Source organism: Devosia marina, assembly GCF_009758415.1.
Taxonomy (GTDB): domain Bacteria; phylum Pseudomonadota; class Alphaproteobacteria; order Rhizobiales; family Devosiaceae; genus Devosia; species Devosia marina.
The window spans coordinates 668,326-682,810 of sequence record NZ_WQRF01000001.1 but is presented as its reverse complement, the minus strand read 5'-3'; the positions used below and the strand labels follow the sequence as shown (position 1 = coordinate 682,810).

The 14,485-nt window shown below is 60.8% G+C and carries 15 protein-coding genes; 3 read left to right on the top strand and 12 right to left on the bottom strand.

Features of this window, described 5'->3' with window-relative positions; all coding sequences use genetic code 11:
- Nucleotides 1-34 precede the first annotated feature (34 nt).
- Both trmFO and GO014_RS03140 read left to right on the top strand, forming a co-directional pair.
- Entirely contained in the window at nt 35-1,417 is a 1,383-nt protein-coding gene (gene trmFO, locus GO014_RS03145; RefSeq protein WP_157289086.1) for a methylenetetrahydrofolate--tRNA-(uracil(54)-C(5))-methyltransferase (FADH(2)-oxidizing) TrmFO, read from the top strand.
- Nucleotides 1,414-1,869: a YiiD C-terminal domain-containing protein gene (locus GO014_RS03140; RefSeq protein ID WP_157289085.1), complete on the top strand. Its 456-nt coding sequence runs from the start codon at nt 1,414-1,416 to the stop codon at nt 1,867-1,869. Before trmFO ends, GO014_RS03140 begins: the two co-directional genes overlap by 4 nt.
- Before the next feature lie 13 nt (nt 1,870-1,882).
- Here the strand turns inward: GO014_RS03140 and GO014_RS03135 are convergent, their stop codons facing one another.
- The 4 genes from GO014_RS03135 to yajC all read right to left on the bottom strand — a co-directional run bounded on the left by GO014_RS03135 (nt 1,883) and on the right by yajC (nt 6,102).
- Nucleotides 1,883-2,728: a phytoene/squalene synthase family protein gene (locus GO014_RS03135; protein ID WP_157289084.1), complete on the bottom strand. Its 846-nt coding sequence runs from the start codon at nt 2,726-2,728 to the stop codon at nt 1,883-1,885.
- Nucleotides 2,728-3,117 (bottom strand): Mth938-like domain-containing protein, encoded by a 390-nt coding sequence (locus GO014_RS03130; protein ID WP_157289083.1) that lies wholly within the window; start codon nt 3,115-3,117, stop codon nt 2,728-2,730. Before GO014_RS03130 ends, GO014_RS03135 begins: the two co-directional genes overlap by 1 nt.
- 6 nt (nt 3,118-3,123) lie before the next feature.
- Nucleotides 3,124-5,691, bottom strand: coding sequence for a protein translocase subunit SecD (gene secD, locus GO014_RS03125; protein ID WP_116590280.1), 2,568 nt, complete (start codon nt 5,689-5,691; stop codon nt 3,124-3,126).
- 63 nt (nt 5,692-5,754) lie between these two features.
- A complete protein-coding gene (gene yajC / locus GO014_RS03120) occupies nt 5,755-6,102 on the bottom strand; it encodes a preprotein translocase subunit YajC (protein WP_116590279.1) in 348 nt (115 codons plus the stop codon).
- Between the two features lie 201 nt (nt 6,103-6,303).
- Here yajC and GO014_RS03115 point away from each other — a divergent pair, with 201 nt between their 5' ends.
- Complete coding sequence (locus GO014_RS03115) at nt 6,304-7,167, top strand: ATP-binding protein (RefSeq protein WP_343030738.1); 864 nt, start codon at nt 6,304-6,306, stop codon at nt 7,165-7,167.
- 79 nt (nt 7,168-7,246) lie between these two features.
- On the opposite strand, the gene GO014_RS03110 is transcribed toward GO014_RS03115, so the two are convergent.
- From GO014_RS03110 to GO014_RS03075, 8 genes are all read right to left on the bottom strand, one after another.
- Complete coding sequence (locus tag GO014_RS03110; protein WP_157289082.1) at nt 7,247-8,530, bottom strand: peptidoglycan DD-metalloendopeptidase family protein; 1,284 nt, start codon at nt 8,528-8,530, stop codon at nt 7,247-7,249.
- A gap of 175 nt (nt 8,531-8,705) precedes the next feature.
- The gene (surE, locus tag GO014_RS03105; protein ID WP_157289081.1) at nt 8,706-9,479 is read right to left on the bottom strand and encodes a 5'/3'-nucleotidase SurE; all 774 of its coding nucleotides are present in this window, start codon (nt 9,477-9,479) and stop codon (nt 8,706-8,708) included.
- Entirely contained in the window at nt 9,480-10,808 is a 1,329-nt protein-coding gene (serS, locus tag GO014_RS03100) for a serine--tRNA ligase (protein WP_157289080.1), read from the bottom strand. It abuts the gene before it with no gap.
- 117 nt (nt 10,809-10,925) lie between these two features.
- Nucleotides 10,926-11,759 carry a twin-arginine translocase subunit TatC gene (gene tatC / locus GO014_RS03095; RefSeq protein ID WP_116590275.1) on the bottom strand — a complete coding sequence of 278 codons (834 nt, stop codon included), beginning with the start codon at nt 11,757-11,759 and terminating at the stop codon, nt 10,926-10,928.
- Nucleotides 11,760-12,575: a twin-arginine translocase TatA/TatE family subunit gene (locus GO014_RS03090; protein WP_157289079.1), complete on the bottom strand. Its 816-nt coding sequence runs from the start codon at nt 12,573-12,575 to the stop codon at nt 11,760-11,762.
- A gap of 61 nt (nt 12,576-12,636) precedes the next feature.
- Entirely contained in the window at nt 12,637-12,855 is a 219-nt protein-coding gene (locus GO014_RS03085) for a twin-arginine translocase TatA/TatE family subunit (protein WP_104894486.1), read from the bottom strand.
- Nucleotides 12,856-12,975: 120 nt separating this feature from the next.
- Nucleotides 12,976-13,647, bottom strand: a complete 672-nt coding sequence (scpB, locus tag GO014_RS03080) for an SMC-Scp complex subunit ScpB (protein WP_343030735.1) — start codon at nt 13,645-13,647, stop codon at nt 12,976-12,978.
- Nucleotides 13,640-14,431, bottom strand: a complete 792-nt coding sequence (locus tag GO014_RS03075; protein ID WP_179952911.1) for a segregation and condensation protein A — start codon at nt 14,429-14,431, stop codon at nt 13,640-13,642. Before GO014_RS03075 ends, scpB begins: the two co-directional genes overlap by 8 nt.
- Nucleotides 14,432-14,485 lie beyond the last annotated feature (54 nt).

Sequence of the window (14,485 nt, the reverse complement as noted above, 5' to 3'; positions counted from 1 at the left end):
GCTCCAAGCCCGCGGGCTTGGTATCTGGCTCGCCATGTCACATGAACCCATTCACATTATCGGCGGTGGCCTGGCCGGATCCGAAGCCGCATGGCAGGCCGCAGAGTCCGGTGCCAAGGTCATACTCCACGAGATGCGGGGCGTGCGGGAGACCGACGCGCACCAAACCGACGAACTGGCGGAACTGGTCTGTTCCAACTCTTTCCGCTCGGATGACCATGAGCAGAACGCCGTCGGGTTGCTGCACGAAGAGATGCGGCGCTGCAACTCGGTCATCATGCACGCGGCTGACCAGCACAAATTGCCGGCAGGTGGTGCCCTTGCCGTCGACCGGCACGGGTTTTCGCGCGCGGTGACAGAGGTGATATCAAACCACCCTAATATCAGCATTGTGCGCGAGGAAATCGCCGGCTGGCCACCGAGCGAGTGGCAGCACGTAATCATTGCGACGGGTCCCTTGACCTCTCCGGCGCTGGCCGAGGCCGTCCTGGAAAAGACAGGCGAGGATTCGCTGGCCTTTTTCGACGCGATCGCGCCGATCGTGCACTATGACAGCATCAACCACGACATCGCCTGGAAACAATCGCGCTATGACAAGGTCGGGCCGGGCGGTACGGGAGCGGATTATCTGAACCTGCCAATGGACCAGGATCAGTACTTCGCCTTTGTCGAGGCTCTGAAGAGCGCGCCTCTGCACGAATTCAAGGATTGGGAAAAGGTCCCCTATTTCGATGGCTGCCTGCCGATTGAGGTGATGGCAGAGCGCGGGGTGGAAACCTTGCGCCACGGCCCGATGAAGCCGGTGGGCCTGACAAATCCGCGGAATCCGACGGTCAAACCCTATGCCATTGTGCAGCTACGGCAGGACAATGCGCTGGGTACGCTGTGGAACATGGTCGGGTTCCAGACCAAGATGCGCTACGGCATCCAGGCAGAAATCTTCCGCATGATTCCGGGGCTGGAGAACGCGCAGTTTGCGCGGCTTGGCGGGTTGCACCGGAATACATTCATCAATTCGCCCAAGGTGTTGGCGCCGGATCTCAAGCTGAAAGTTGATCCACGCATTCGCTTTGCCGGACAGGTGACGGGCGTCGAAGGTTATGTGGAAAGCGCCGCGGTCGGGTTGATCACTGGCCGGATGACAGCCGCCGAGGCGCTGGGGGGATCGCTTGCAATTCCGCCGGCCACGACGGCGCTGGGCGCCTTGATTGGCCACATTACCGGCGGGCACATCGAGGCAGAGAGCTATAGCGGCGCACGCAGCTTCCAACCGATGAACGTCAATTTTGGCCTGTTTCCGGAGGTGACGGTCAGCAAGCCCGAAGGCGTGAAGCGCTGGCGCGGCCCGGAAAGGACTATTGCCAAACGACGGGCCATCACGAGCCGGGCGCTTGATGACCTCAGGGCCTGGGCATGACGGCTTCGGCGCTGGCCGAGTACCTTTGCACCCACATGCCGCTTTCGCGGTCGATGGCTGTTTCAGTTGTCTCGGCCAGCAGCACAGAAGTCGTACTTGAAGCGCCCCTGCCCCCCAATCTCAATGTCCACGGCACCATGTTTGGCGGCAGCATTGCCACCCTTGCGCTGTTGGCGGCGTGGTCGGTCGTGCATCTTCGGCTCGAGGAGGAGCAGTTCGCCGGCGAACTCGTGGTCAGCCGTTCTGAAATAGACTATCTGAGACCCGTTTCTGGCTCGGCACGGGCGATCGCACGGCTCGACGGACTGGATTGGGATCGCTTTTCCCGCCAATTGGACCGGCACGGCAAGGCGCGGCTGACCGTCACCGCCCAGGTCCTGTCAAACGAGCAGATCGCGGCACGGATGGTTGGGACGTTTGCCGCAATCGCCGATAGTGAAGCGGAAATGTGAAGCCCGGCAGGCTCTATCGGTTCTGCAGCGTCCACCAGGCGAGGCGCGCAATCTTGCGCCAGTCGGCATCATCCTGTGGGGCCGCGTAGAGGTTGGTGCTTTGCTTTTGCCAAAGCTCGAGTTGCGCCTCAAGGACCGGTAGAACGGCAAAGGCCGGACGCAGTGGAGACGGCAATTGGGCTATGGCCAGCCGCGCCTTGTCCAGATGGTCGCGTGCCAGTTCAGCAATCTGACTCAGGGCCGCGTGCAGCCCCTCGCTCTCCTGACCGGCAAATATTTCTTCCTCTCGCACACCGTTGGCTTCCAGGATCGACCAGGGCAGCATGATGCGGCCTTGCGCCGAGACAAAGCCAAAGGCGCGAAGATGACCGATCATGGCCTGGCCGACCCCAAGATGACCGGCAGCATCACCCGGCTCGACCGGCTCGCCCTCGTTTAGGATCATGGCGGCGAGCTGGAACAGCGTCGAGGCGGTCTCCCCGGCGTAGCCTTCAAAGGTTTCCAGATCGGGCATGGGATCGTCATAGAGATCGAAGCGGCGCGCTCCGATCAGGCGCAGCAGGGTACCTGTCGGCAATTGGTAGCGCTCAAGCGTTTCAAGAAGGGAGGCGGCCAAGGGGTTCTGTTGCACGGCACCGTGCCCCTGCCCCGTTATGGCGTCGCTCCACCATTGCAGCCGGATTTCGCCCGGTTGTGGACCGGAAACGCGGTCCCGTACGGTGGCGATATCCGTATTGAAGGCGTAAAGCGCGGTGACACCCGGACGCGCCGCGGCAGGCAAGACGAGAGTTGCAAGATAGCGGTCGCGATCCCCCTGGCGCAAGGCTTGCGCGGCAAAGTCGAAGCTCTCGCCCGCCATCAGCGGGCCTTTTCCACGGCGATAAGCGCCGCACCGACTGCGCGTTCCTCGGCCAGCAGGACATTGTAAGTCCGCACGGCGCCGCCGGTCTGAGTTGCCTCGATAATGATCCTGTGATCGCGGAGCGCCTGACGAATTGCCGGATCGATGGCCACAATATCCGTCCCCAGACCGATCAGGAGGACATCAAGTTTTGACGCCTGAGCCAGAACGGGGCTCAGGCTCTCAAGCGTCAGTGCATCAGCCGAGGTCACGCCCCAGCTTTGCATACCCTCGGGCAGACAAAGCAGGGATCCCTTGTGGGACATTTCGGCAAAGCGGAAGCCGCCATTGCCATAGGCATCAATGCCCACTTGGCGCGGAAAGCGACCTTTTTCGAGGGCGCTCATGAACGATCAGCCTGCAGCACTGTCCGAGGATTCTTCGGCATCAGTCACGTCCTTGCCTCCATCTGCCTGATCGGCCCGAGAAGTCAGACCGAGATAGATCAGGATGGGTGCGGCGATAAAGATGGACGAATAGGTGCCAACCAGAACGCCCCAGGCCATGGAGATGGTGAAGCTGCGAATGACTTCTCCACCAAAAACCACCAGGGCCATGAGCGCCAGGAAAGTCGTAGTTCCAGTCAGGATGGTGCGCGGCAAGGTGGAGTTGATGGCGATATCAATGATCTCAGCCAGGGCCACCTTCTTGTACTTCATACGGTACTCGCGGATTCGATCGTAGACCACGACCGTATCGTTGAGAGAATAGCCAACAATGGTCAGGATCGCCGCGATGCTGGAGGCATTGAACTCGAGCCCTACAAAAGCAAACAGGCCGATGGTGAGGATGACGTCGTGCGCCGTCGAGATGATGGCGCCAACGGCAAATTGCCACTCAAAGCGGAACCAGAGATAAACCAGAATGCCCAGCAGGGCCACGCCAAGGCCAATAGCGCCTGTCATGGCCAGCTCACTCGAAACGGTCGGTCCAACCGTCTCGGTACCGCGCATGGTGTAGTCGAGTGCCTCGACAGCCAGTCGAACCTCTTCAACAGCGACTTGCTGTGCTGATGCGCCGCCATCCTGAGTCTGGACACGCACAAGCAGGCTGTCGGCCTCACCAAAGCCCTGCACCTGCACGTCGCCAAGGCCAAGCTGGGACAATGCTTCGCGAACATTGCCGGGCTCGGCGACGCCGTCATTGGCCTGGATTTCCATGGACGAACCGCCACGGAAATCGATGCCTAGGTTCAGCCCGTGAATGCCAAACCAGCCCAGCGACAGAATTGAGGCCACTATCGAAAAGGCGATGACACCTCTTCGAACAGCCATGAACGGTATTTTTGTACCGTCTGGAATGATGCGCAGCAACTGGATACGCAACGTCTTCGGACGCGCCCACTTGTACCAGCGGCCGACGATGAACAGGGTCACGAGATAGGCCGTGAACAGCGTAGTCAGAATACCGATGGCCAGCGTAACAGCAAAGCCCTGCACCGGGCCCGAGCCAAGATAGAACAGCACTACAGCCGCGATGAGCGTTGTGATGTTCGCGTCAAGAATTGTGGCCATGGCGCGCTGGAAGCCCGCCTCAATGGCAGCAATCTTGCTGCGGCCAGCCGCCATCTCCTCGCGAATGCGCTCAAAAATCAGCACATTGGAGTCCACCGCCATGCCGATGGTCAGAACGATACCGGCAATGCCAGGCAAGGTGAGTGTTGCCCCGAGCATGGACAGCACACCCAAAATAAGCGCCACATTGATGATCACCGCCAGATTGGCAAAGACACCAAACAGGCCATAGGCCAGCATCATGAAGACAACCACCGCAATGGCGCCGATGATGCCGGCCGTAACACCGGCGCGGATGGAGTCCGCACCAAGCCCGGCGCTGACCGAACGCTCCTCCACAATATCAAGGCTGGCAGGAAGCGCGCCCCCGCGCAGCAGCACGGCGAGGTCGTTGGCCGATGCGGTGGTGAAGCTCCCGCTGATTTGGCCAGAACCGCCGGTGATCGGTTGCTGAATTACGGGCGCGGTGATGACCTGATTGTCGAGCACGATGGCAAAGCGCTGGCCAACATTGTTGGAGGTAATCTCACCGAAGGTGATCGCTCCTCGGGTATCGAACCTGAAGCTGACAACCGGGATACTGCGCTGCTGGTCATAGGCCGGCTGTGCATCGACCAAGGATTCACCACCAAGCGCGATGTCTTCATAGAGCAATTCACGCGAGCCGTCCTGGCTGGGCAAGATCATGGTGCCCGGGGGCAGCCCCTGTGCTTCAGCCTGATCGGCGGTCATGCCTGGATAGACCATGTGAAATGTCAGGCGCGCCGTTTGGGAAATGATGTTCTTGAGGCGGGTAGAATCGCCAAAACCGGGAACCTGGACCAGAAGACGGTTGGTACCCTGGCGTTGAATGCTCGGCTCGGTTGTTCCCAATTCGTCGATACGGTTGCGCACGACCTCAATGGACTGCGCCACAAGGCTCGACATGCGCTGTTCGATACCCTCGGGGGTCAGCGTAACTGTGACGAGATTATCCCCACGGGGAGCGATGGCGATCTCATTGGTGCCACCGACGCCGGAAAACATCTGTCCGCCGACCGTGTTCTGCAAATTCTCTAGGGCCGTCAGGGCGGTAGCCTGCTGGCTGGCATCCATCAGTTCGATGGTGATCGAGTTGGTCGTCGGATCAGTGGTGATGATGTTCCCGATGCCGTTGTCATTGGCCAAGATGCTGCGTGCATCGCGGCGCAGATCGGCAAGGCGTTCTGTGACAATGCTTTCTTCGTTGACCTGCAACAGCAGGTGCGAGCCACCTTGCAGGTCCAGACCCAAAACCACGGTTTCGCTCGGCAACCAGTCGGGCAGCGCGTCGCGTGCCGCTTGCGGCAACATGCTGGGCAGCGCGAAGAGCACGCCCAACACGATGATGGCGAACATGACAATGGTACGAATGGGCGAAAACTGCATGGAAGAGCGTCCTGAAAGCAAAAGCCGGAGCCCTAAGGCTCCGGCGAGCAGACTGTGCCAGCCTTAGGCGGGCTTGTTGTCGTTGACCGGCTCGGACTTGGAGCGCACATCAGCAACCATGCCGCGCACGACCTTAACCTTGACACCCTGTGCAACCTCAACTTCGAGGTCTTCACCGTCGACGGCCTTGGTGACCTTCCCAACAATGCCACCAGTGGTCACGACGGTATCACCGCGACGGATGGCCGAGAGCATGGCTTGTTGCGCTTTCATGCGCTTCTGCTGCGGGCGGAAGATCAGAAGCCAGAAGATCAGCACCAGAAGGGCGATCGGCATAAGCTGGATGAAGATGTCAGCCATGCCACCAGGGGCCCCAACCGCGTCCTGAGCATAGGCGGGCGTTACAAACATCAAGCGAACTCCTTATTGATTCTTTTTTCGTGCGTTGGAGGAAGGGGCGGCCCGGTCCTGTGTCAACAGGCGGTGGACGCTATCGGGCTTGCCTGCACTTGCGCCCCGGCCAAAATCGCGCGGACTATACATTTGGGGTTGGCGTATTGCAAAGCCAATAAGGACGCGCAGATTGCCGCGTGAAAGCTGAAGGACCACAGGGTGAAGACCAAGGACTATCTGAGCCGGATTGCGGACGCGCTTGAGACCATCGCAATCGCCGTGTCTCAGGACGAGAGCGCCAAGCGTTTCGAATTGGGAGAAGCTAACGCCTATCATTGGCAGGGGGAAAGTGGCCAGTTGATGGCTATCCCCAAGGTTAGCCGGGTTCCCTTGTCGATGCTGCGCGGCATCGATCAGGTGCGCGATATTCTTCTTGCCAATACCGAGCAGTTTGCGCGCGGTCATGGCGCCAACAATGCCCTGCTATGGGGTGCGAGGGGCATGGGCAAATCCTCGCTCGTCAAGGCAATTCATGCCGATATCAGCGCCCGCGAGGAGTTTGAGCGGCTCGTGCTGGTGGAAATTGCCCGGGAGGACCTGGAGTCCCTGCCCCAATTGATGCGCGCGATCGCCTCCGGGCCGGCGCGGTTTATCGTCTTCTGTGACGATCTAAGCTTCGACAGTGGGGAAACCAGCTACAAATCCTTGAAGACGATCCTGGATGGCGGTCTGGAAGGCCGGCCTGACAATGTGCTGTTCTATGCCACCTCGAACCGCCGCCACCTGATGCCGCGTGACATGATCGAAAATGAGCGCTCGACTGCGATCAATCCAAGCGAGGCCGTCGAGGAGAAGGTTTCCTTGTCTGACCGATTCGGGTTGTGGCTTGGCTTTCACAATTCCGACCAGGAAAACTATCTCGCCATGGTCGCAGGCTATGCCGACTATTATCGCCTCTCAATTGATGCGGACACGCTGCGGGCACGGGCCATTGAATGGGCCGCCACTCGCGGCTCCCGCTCAGGCCGGGTCGCCATTCAGCTCGTGCGGACACTGGCGGGTGAAGAAGGCAAGGCCGTTTGATATTTGTCGACGCACGGCAAATCAAAAAAGGCCGGAGCACCACTTCCGGCCTTTTCCAATCTGGAGGTCTGGATTCGCCTCAGCTTGCCAGCAGTGGCACCGGATCAACCGGGGTAGCGCCTTTGCGCAGCTCGAAGTGGAGCTGTGGCCTGGATACCGAGCCGGTCTGACCCACAGCGCCGATTGTGTCGCCGCGACTGACCACGGCACCCTTGGCGACGCTCATCGAGGCCAGGTGAGCATAGGCTGAGACATAACCATTGGGGTGACGGATCAGAACGAGGTTGCCATAGCCCTCGACGCCAGAACCGACATAGATAACAGTGCCGTTTTCAGCGGCCTTCACAGAAGACCCCTCGGGCACATCGATGTTGATGCCGGTGCCGCGCGAGGCTGCGAAGTCGGTGATGACACGGCCGGACACGGGCCAATGGAATTTCTCGCCCGAGGCGGTGGGTTCAGCGGCCGGAACCGGCGTGGTCGGTACAGAGGCGACCTGGGTTACTTCGGCACCAGAAGGCGCAACTTCCGGCGCAGGCGGCGCGGACTTCGTGGTGGTCGCCTGCTGCAGGACATTGCCCCCGGACAGATTGGACGGTCGCGAGGCTGGCATGACCGGCGCGGACGTGTCCTGACTGGCGCTGGCCACTTCGACGCGCTGAGTATTCAACAGATCGGAGCGACCGGGAATGATGATCTTCTGGCCAACAATGATCTTGTCGGGCGAGCTCAGGCCATTGGCGTGCACGATGGCCTGAGTGGTCACATCATATTTGCGCGCGATGGTGTAGAGCGACTCGCCGCCCGCAATGGTGTGCGTGTAGGCATTGGCATTGGCGTCGGCCTGTACCGGCACGTTGGAATTGACCGGCAATGCGGCGCTGGAAGGATTGGTGCCCATGGCGACGGCGGCTGGAACGGCCGGCAGCGGGGCAAGATTTTGCTGAGCAGGCATGGCTTGCGTGTTTCCCATAGATGACGACGAACTCAATGCAGGCAGGGCCTGGGTCTGCACCGTGGCGGCAGATGCTCCGATCGGCGAAGTGGCACCGGAGGGCTGCATGAAGCCGCCATTGACCGGCGCCGTTGGCAGCGTATTGCCGCCGTTCCAGGCTGCGCCGACATTTGCCGGCGGCAGAAATTCCATGCTGGCAACCTGCACCGGCTGGGGCGCACCTATGGTCGGAGGCATGGGCTGATTGAGGGTTGCGGGGGCCGACTGCGCGACCGAGCCCGTGACGGTGTTGTCGCTAAAACTGCGACCCCCGAGGCTCGAACAGCCGGACAATCCAACGGCGGCGATCATTACACCGGCAACGGCGACCGCACTTCTATGGGTCCGCGGAAAAACGCGAATACTCATCGGCTTACTCGTACGCAGGTACTCAACAACTGAGCTTGACGCTACGCCGGTAAGGTAAAGACGAGTTTAAGGTCGATGCGATTTGAGCGAAATCGTATCGGGGTGATTCAGAGGTGGGTAAGGTTAAGGAGGCGGCCCTGGACCCCAAAGATGAACGGGAGGCGCAATGCTTCCCCTATGACCTTTTGAGGGAGAGGCCACCTAGCCGTTTGAGGGCGCCGTTATGAGTCTGCTGAAGCGCGAAAGGCGTCACGGTAATGGCATTACCCCGGCGCAGGACCTCGAAGTCCGCCGCGGGATCGAGCGGTTGGGGTGTTTCGGGGATGGCCATGAAAAACTGGCCTTCATTGTCGCTTGGATAATAGCGAATAGGTGAACGCGAGAAGCGCTGATGCGCGACTGCAGTAAGGCCGACGACTTCCTCGGTGGTGCAGAACGGGAAATTGACATTGTAAAAGACGTCGTCGCCGTCATGCGCCGCCAGGATGGCCGACACCACTTCGGCGCCGTAGCGGCGGGCATTGGCCCAGTCCGGCTTGTGGGAGACTTCGTAGTCCATGGACTGGCTCATGGCGATGCCGATGGCGCCTTGCAGCACACCTTCGCGCGCACCCGCTGCCGTCCCCGAGCAATTGACGATATCGCCCAGATTCTGGCCGGCGTTGACGCCCGAGAGCACGAGGTCCGCCGGCCTGTCACCCAATATATGGGTCATGCCGGCAACCACGCAGTCAGCGGGCGAGCCGCCAGTGACGGCGAACCGCCTGGGCCCCCTGGAGTCGAATGACAGTTCCCGGCCAAAGGTGAAGCGATGCCCAGCTCCGGACTGATTGCCGTCCGGGGCCACGATCCACACATCATCAGACATCGCGTGGGCGATATCGGCCATGATGGCGATGCCGGGCGCATCGACACCGTCGTCATTGGTAATGAGGATGCGCAGGCTCATCTATTTGCCGCCGATGGAGGTCAATCCGCCCATATAGGGCTGCAACGCCTCGGGGATGAGCACAGAGCCGTCTTCCTGCTGGTAGTTCTCCAGCACCGCAATCAGACAGCGCCCGACAGCGGTACCGGAGCCGTTGAGGGTGTGAACATAGCGCGGGGCCTGCTTTTCGCCGGATGGGCGATAGCGGGCATCCATGCGACGTGCCTGGAAATCACCGCAGACCGAAACCGAGGAAATTTCACGATAGGTGTCCTGCCCCGGAAGCCAGACTTCAAGGTCATAGGTCTTGCGGGCACCAAAGCCCATGTCGCCCGTGCACAGCGTCATCACCCGATAATGCAGGCCAAGGCGATGCAGCACGGTTTCGGCGCAGGCGAGCATGCGCTCGTGCTCGTTGATCGATTCTTCGGGCGTGGTGATGGAGACCAGCTCGACCTTGTCGAACTGGTGCTGGCGCAGCATGCCGCGCGTATCGCGCCCGGCGGAGCCGGCCTCGGAGCGGAAGCAGGGCGTAAGAGCCGTGAAGCGCAGGGGCAGTTCTTCTTCGGCAAGGATGGATTCGCGGACGAAGTTGGTCATCGGCACTTCGGCGGTGGGGATCAACGCCAAGCGACCCTCGCCATGGGGTGTGAAGAACAGATCTTCCTCAAACTTGGGAAGCTGCCCAGTGCCATAAAGGGCATCATCGCGGACCAGAACGGGCGGCTGGACTTCGAGATAGCCGTGCTCGGTGGTGTGCAGATCGAGCATGAACTGACCCAGGGCGCGCTCGAGCCGGGCGATCTGGCCCTTCAATACAACGAAGCGGCTGCCGGAGAGCTTGGCGGCGAGTTCGAAGTCCATGTCCTTTTCGGCGACGCCGATTTCGAAATGCTCCTTGGGCGCGAAGGCAAAGCTCGGCCTGGCCGGACGCGCCTTTGCAGCGGTTTCGGCGGTGCCATTGGCGCCGAAATATTCGACATTGTCGGCTTCATCCTCGCCAAAGGGCACATCGTCGAGCGCCATATTGGGGATGGCCGAGAGGGCGTCGCGCAGTTCCTTTTCCACGGCGCGTTCTTCGGCCTCGCCAGTGGGGATGTACTCCTTGAGCGCGGCAACCTCGGCCATCAGCGCCTGAGCCTTGGCCTCGTCCTTCTGGGCCTTGGCCTGGCCGATCTGCTTGGAGAGGCTGTTGCGCTTTTCCTGGGCTTCGTTGAGCTTGACGATGATGGCGCGGCGGCGTTCGTCGATCGCGATGAGATCGGAGGACCGCACGGACACGTTCTTGCGCTGGCTCATGGCCGCGTCGAAAGCGTCAGGGTTGTCTCTGATCCACTTGATATCGAACATTGCTTGCTACGGGCCCTGCCCGCCTCTTCATCGCTAGCGCAGGCCTTGGGTGACGAGCCCGGAACACGCCTGCGAGCGCTTCGGGCACAGAATAACTGCGCCCGAAATCGAGCGCAGCTAGTCGGAGGATGAGCCAGACAGCTCCGCATCCTGTGCGGCCAAAGCCGCCTCGCGGCGCTTCTGCACGTAGCGGACCGACAGGATAGCGAGTTCGTAGAGAGCATACATCGGCATGGCAAGACCGATCTGCGAGATCGGATCAGGCGGAGACACGAGGGCGGCCAGGGCCAGAATGCCCACGATCGCGTAACGGCGCCCCTTGCGAAGCATATTCACATTGACCAGATCGATCTGCGCCAGCAGCGTCAACACGACGGGCAACTGGAAACAGATGCCGAAGGCCAGGATGAGCGTAGTGGCGAGGCCAAGATATTCAGAGACCCTGGCGAGCAACTTGATTTCGTCGGTCTGCATACCAGCAAAAAAGCCAAGCGCAAGCGGCAGCACGACGAAGTAGACCATGGATGCGCCAAGCAGGAAAAACACCGGTGTGGCGACAAGGTACGGGATAAGTGCCTTGCGCTCGTGCTTGTATAGCCCCGGCGCCACAAAGCCGTATATCTGGGTAGCCACATAGGGAAAACCCAGGAAGACAGCGCCAAAAAGCGAGAGGTTTAGCTGGGTGAAGAAAAATTCCTGCGGGGCAGTATAGATCAACTCCATATCGCCCGGGTTGGGATATATGGAGCGGTATGGGTTCAGCAGAACGTCAAATATCTGACCTGCGAAAATGAAGCACACCATCATCAAGGCCACCACTGCGATGGCGCTGCGGATCAGGCGCTTGCGCAGTTCGGTCAGGTGCTCGAGCAGTGGCGCTTCGCTGCCGGCGAGCTCGTCAGCAATCTCGGGCTTGCTCTTGTCATCGATCTTGGGCTGCGTATCGGCCATTTATTCTGTCTTTCCGGCCGTTTCGGCAGTCTTCTTGCGCGGGGTGCGAGGCTTGGCCGGTTTTTTGGCCGGCTCAGCGGTCTTGACTGTCGCCTTGCGCGCGGGCTTCGCAGTTGCGCTGCGCGCGGGGCGCGCCTTAATGGGTTTTGCCGTTTCGGTGGTAGGCGTATCAGCAGCCTGAGCCTTTGCGGACGGTTTGCGGGCCGACCTGGATGCTGGTGACTTTCCGGATGCGGCTTTCGCCGTGCCAGACTTGGCACTAGCAGACTTGGCACTAGCAGACTTGGCAGTGGCAGACTTGGCAGTGGCAGACTTGGCAGTGGCAGACTTGGCCGCGGCTGGCTTTGCCGCGGTCGCTGTGCTGTCCGCCGCCCTGGATGTCCGCGCCGGCGCCTTCACCGGTTCGGGCTTGTTGGTCGTAAAGCCGTACTCTGCAGCCATTTCGTCCGCAGACTTCTTGGCAGGTGCCATACCGGCCTGTTGCTGGATGGCCTCGACCACGCTCTCCTGCCTGGGATCGGTCGGCTTCAAGGCGCCACTGGGGCTCTCCTGACCGTCCTTGCCCATGCTGTTGAAATCCTTGCGAATCTCGTCGGCAGTTTTCTTGAGCGGCGAGGTAATCGAGGTCCGCAGATTGCGCACCTCATCAAGCCCCGTGGTCCTGTTGATCTCGCGCTGGAACTCGCGTCCCATGCGCTGGACCTGACCAATCACCTTGCCAATCCTGCCCATGACAACGGGCAGGTCTTTGGGGCCGATAAAGATCAGCGCAAACACGCCGATCACCAGCATCTCTGTCCAGCCTAGGCCGAGCATTTATTCAGTCTCCGGACGACGGCCAGGCCGCCTCTCGTGAAATGGTTCAAGGTGGTGCCGCTCAGGCGTCCTTGCTCTTGTCCACTTCCTTGGCATCGACGGTGCTCGGCGCATCTGCATGTAGACGCTCGGCAGGTTTGTCGTCGTCCTTCATACCCTTCTGAAAGGCTTTAATGCCGGAGGCAACCTCACCCATCATGCCGGAAATCTTCCCGCGGCCGAACAGCAGGATAACGACGACGGCAACAACGAGAATGCCCCAAATAGACGGCGCGTGCATAATGGTCTCCCTAGAACTCTGTTACGCGTTACACGCGATAGATAGACCGAGAAATAGGTTCAAATGCACCTGAACACAAGAACGTGTTCCTTTTCACCCTCGGGAAAACCCGATTCACGGTCACGTTTCCTCATCTTCTGGCTCCAGATCGCCCAGATCGGCAGGATCGAGCGGATCTTCGTCGTCGCGCAGGGCGCCGTCGAGCGGCAGCGGAATCTGCATATCAGCCGGCAGGCGACCCGACAGGAGGCCCGCACCCTTGAGTTCGTCCAGTCCGGGCAGGTCGGACAGGCGTTCCAGACCAAAGTGATCGAGGAAGGCATCAGTGGTGCCGTAGGTGACTGGCCGACCCGGCGTACGGCGTCGGCCGCGCATGCGGACCCAGCCGGCCTCCATCAAGAGATCGAGCGTGCCCTTGCCGGTGGCGACGCCGCGCACCTCCTCGATTTCGGCCCGGGTCGCGGGTTGGTGGTAGGCGATGATGGAGAGCGTTTCGAGCGCTGCGCGCGACAGCGGGCGGGTCTCATGTTCTTCGCGCCTGAGCAGGAACCCAAGGTCCTCGGCAGTGCGAAATGCCCAGCCTTCGCCGCGCCGGACAAGGTTGACGCCACGCTCGGCATAGACTTCCTGCAGCCGCAGGAGCAGTCCCGGTATGTCGACCCCTTCACCCAGATAAGGCGCAAGGTCGGAGGGGCGCAAAGGCACGTCCGACGCGAAAAGCAGGGCCTCAAGAATACGCAGATGGCGGCGCAAGACTTCGCCGGACTGTTCACCAGCCTGTTGCTCACTCACTGGATTCACTCCGCCGGCGGCGCATGAACAAGGGGCCGAAGGTTTCGGTCTGACGGATGTCGATCTGCCCCTGCCGGACCAGTTCCAGGCTGGACGCGAAAGAAGACGCGCGAATGGTGGCCCGCTCGCCGGGCGTCGCCAGATAATCGACCAGGTAGGCGTCGAGCGATATCCACTCCTGGCTTTCGCCAATCAGCCGCTGGAGAATGTCGCGCGCGTCCTGCAAGGACCACACGGTGCGCAGGAGCGGGGCATAATCTGTGGCGATGCCGCGTTCGCGCTGGCTCGAATAGGCCTTGAGCAGATCGTAAAGGCTCGCTTCCCAAATCGAATGCCGGGCAATTTCCATGGGCTCGGGCGCGCCGCGCGGGTAGATCTGGAAGCCGAGGCGCGGCCTGTTCATCAATCTGTTGGCCGCCGTGCGCATGGCTTCCAGGCGCTTGAGCCGGAACTGCAGCATGGCGGCGAGCATTTCGCCGCTCGGCTCGTCGTCTCCGGCTGCCTGGGGCACCATCAGGCGGCTCTTGAGATAGGCCAGCCAAGCCGCCATGACGAGATAGTCGGCGGCGACCTCGATGCGACGCACGCGCACCTTGTCGATGAAGCTGAGATATTGCTCGGCAAGCGCCAGGATGGAAATGCCGGAGAGGTCGACCTTCTGACGCCTGGCCAGATCGAGAAGCAGATCCAGCGGCCCTTCATAGCCTCCCACATCAACACGCAAAACGTCTTCGACGGCCGGAGGCGCCGGTGGGTCGAACCAGTTGGTTTCTGCCTGTGTCATGGGCTGTCGATCAGGATGGCGATCATGCGTCATCCTTGTCCGCTGGCGCGGCAC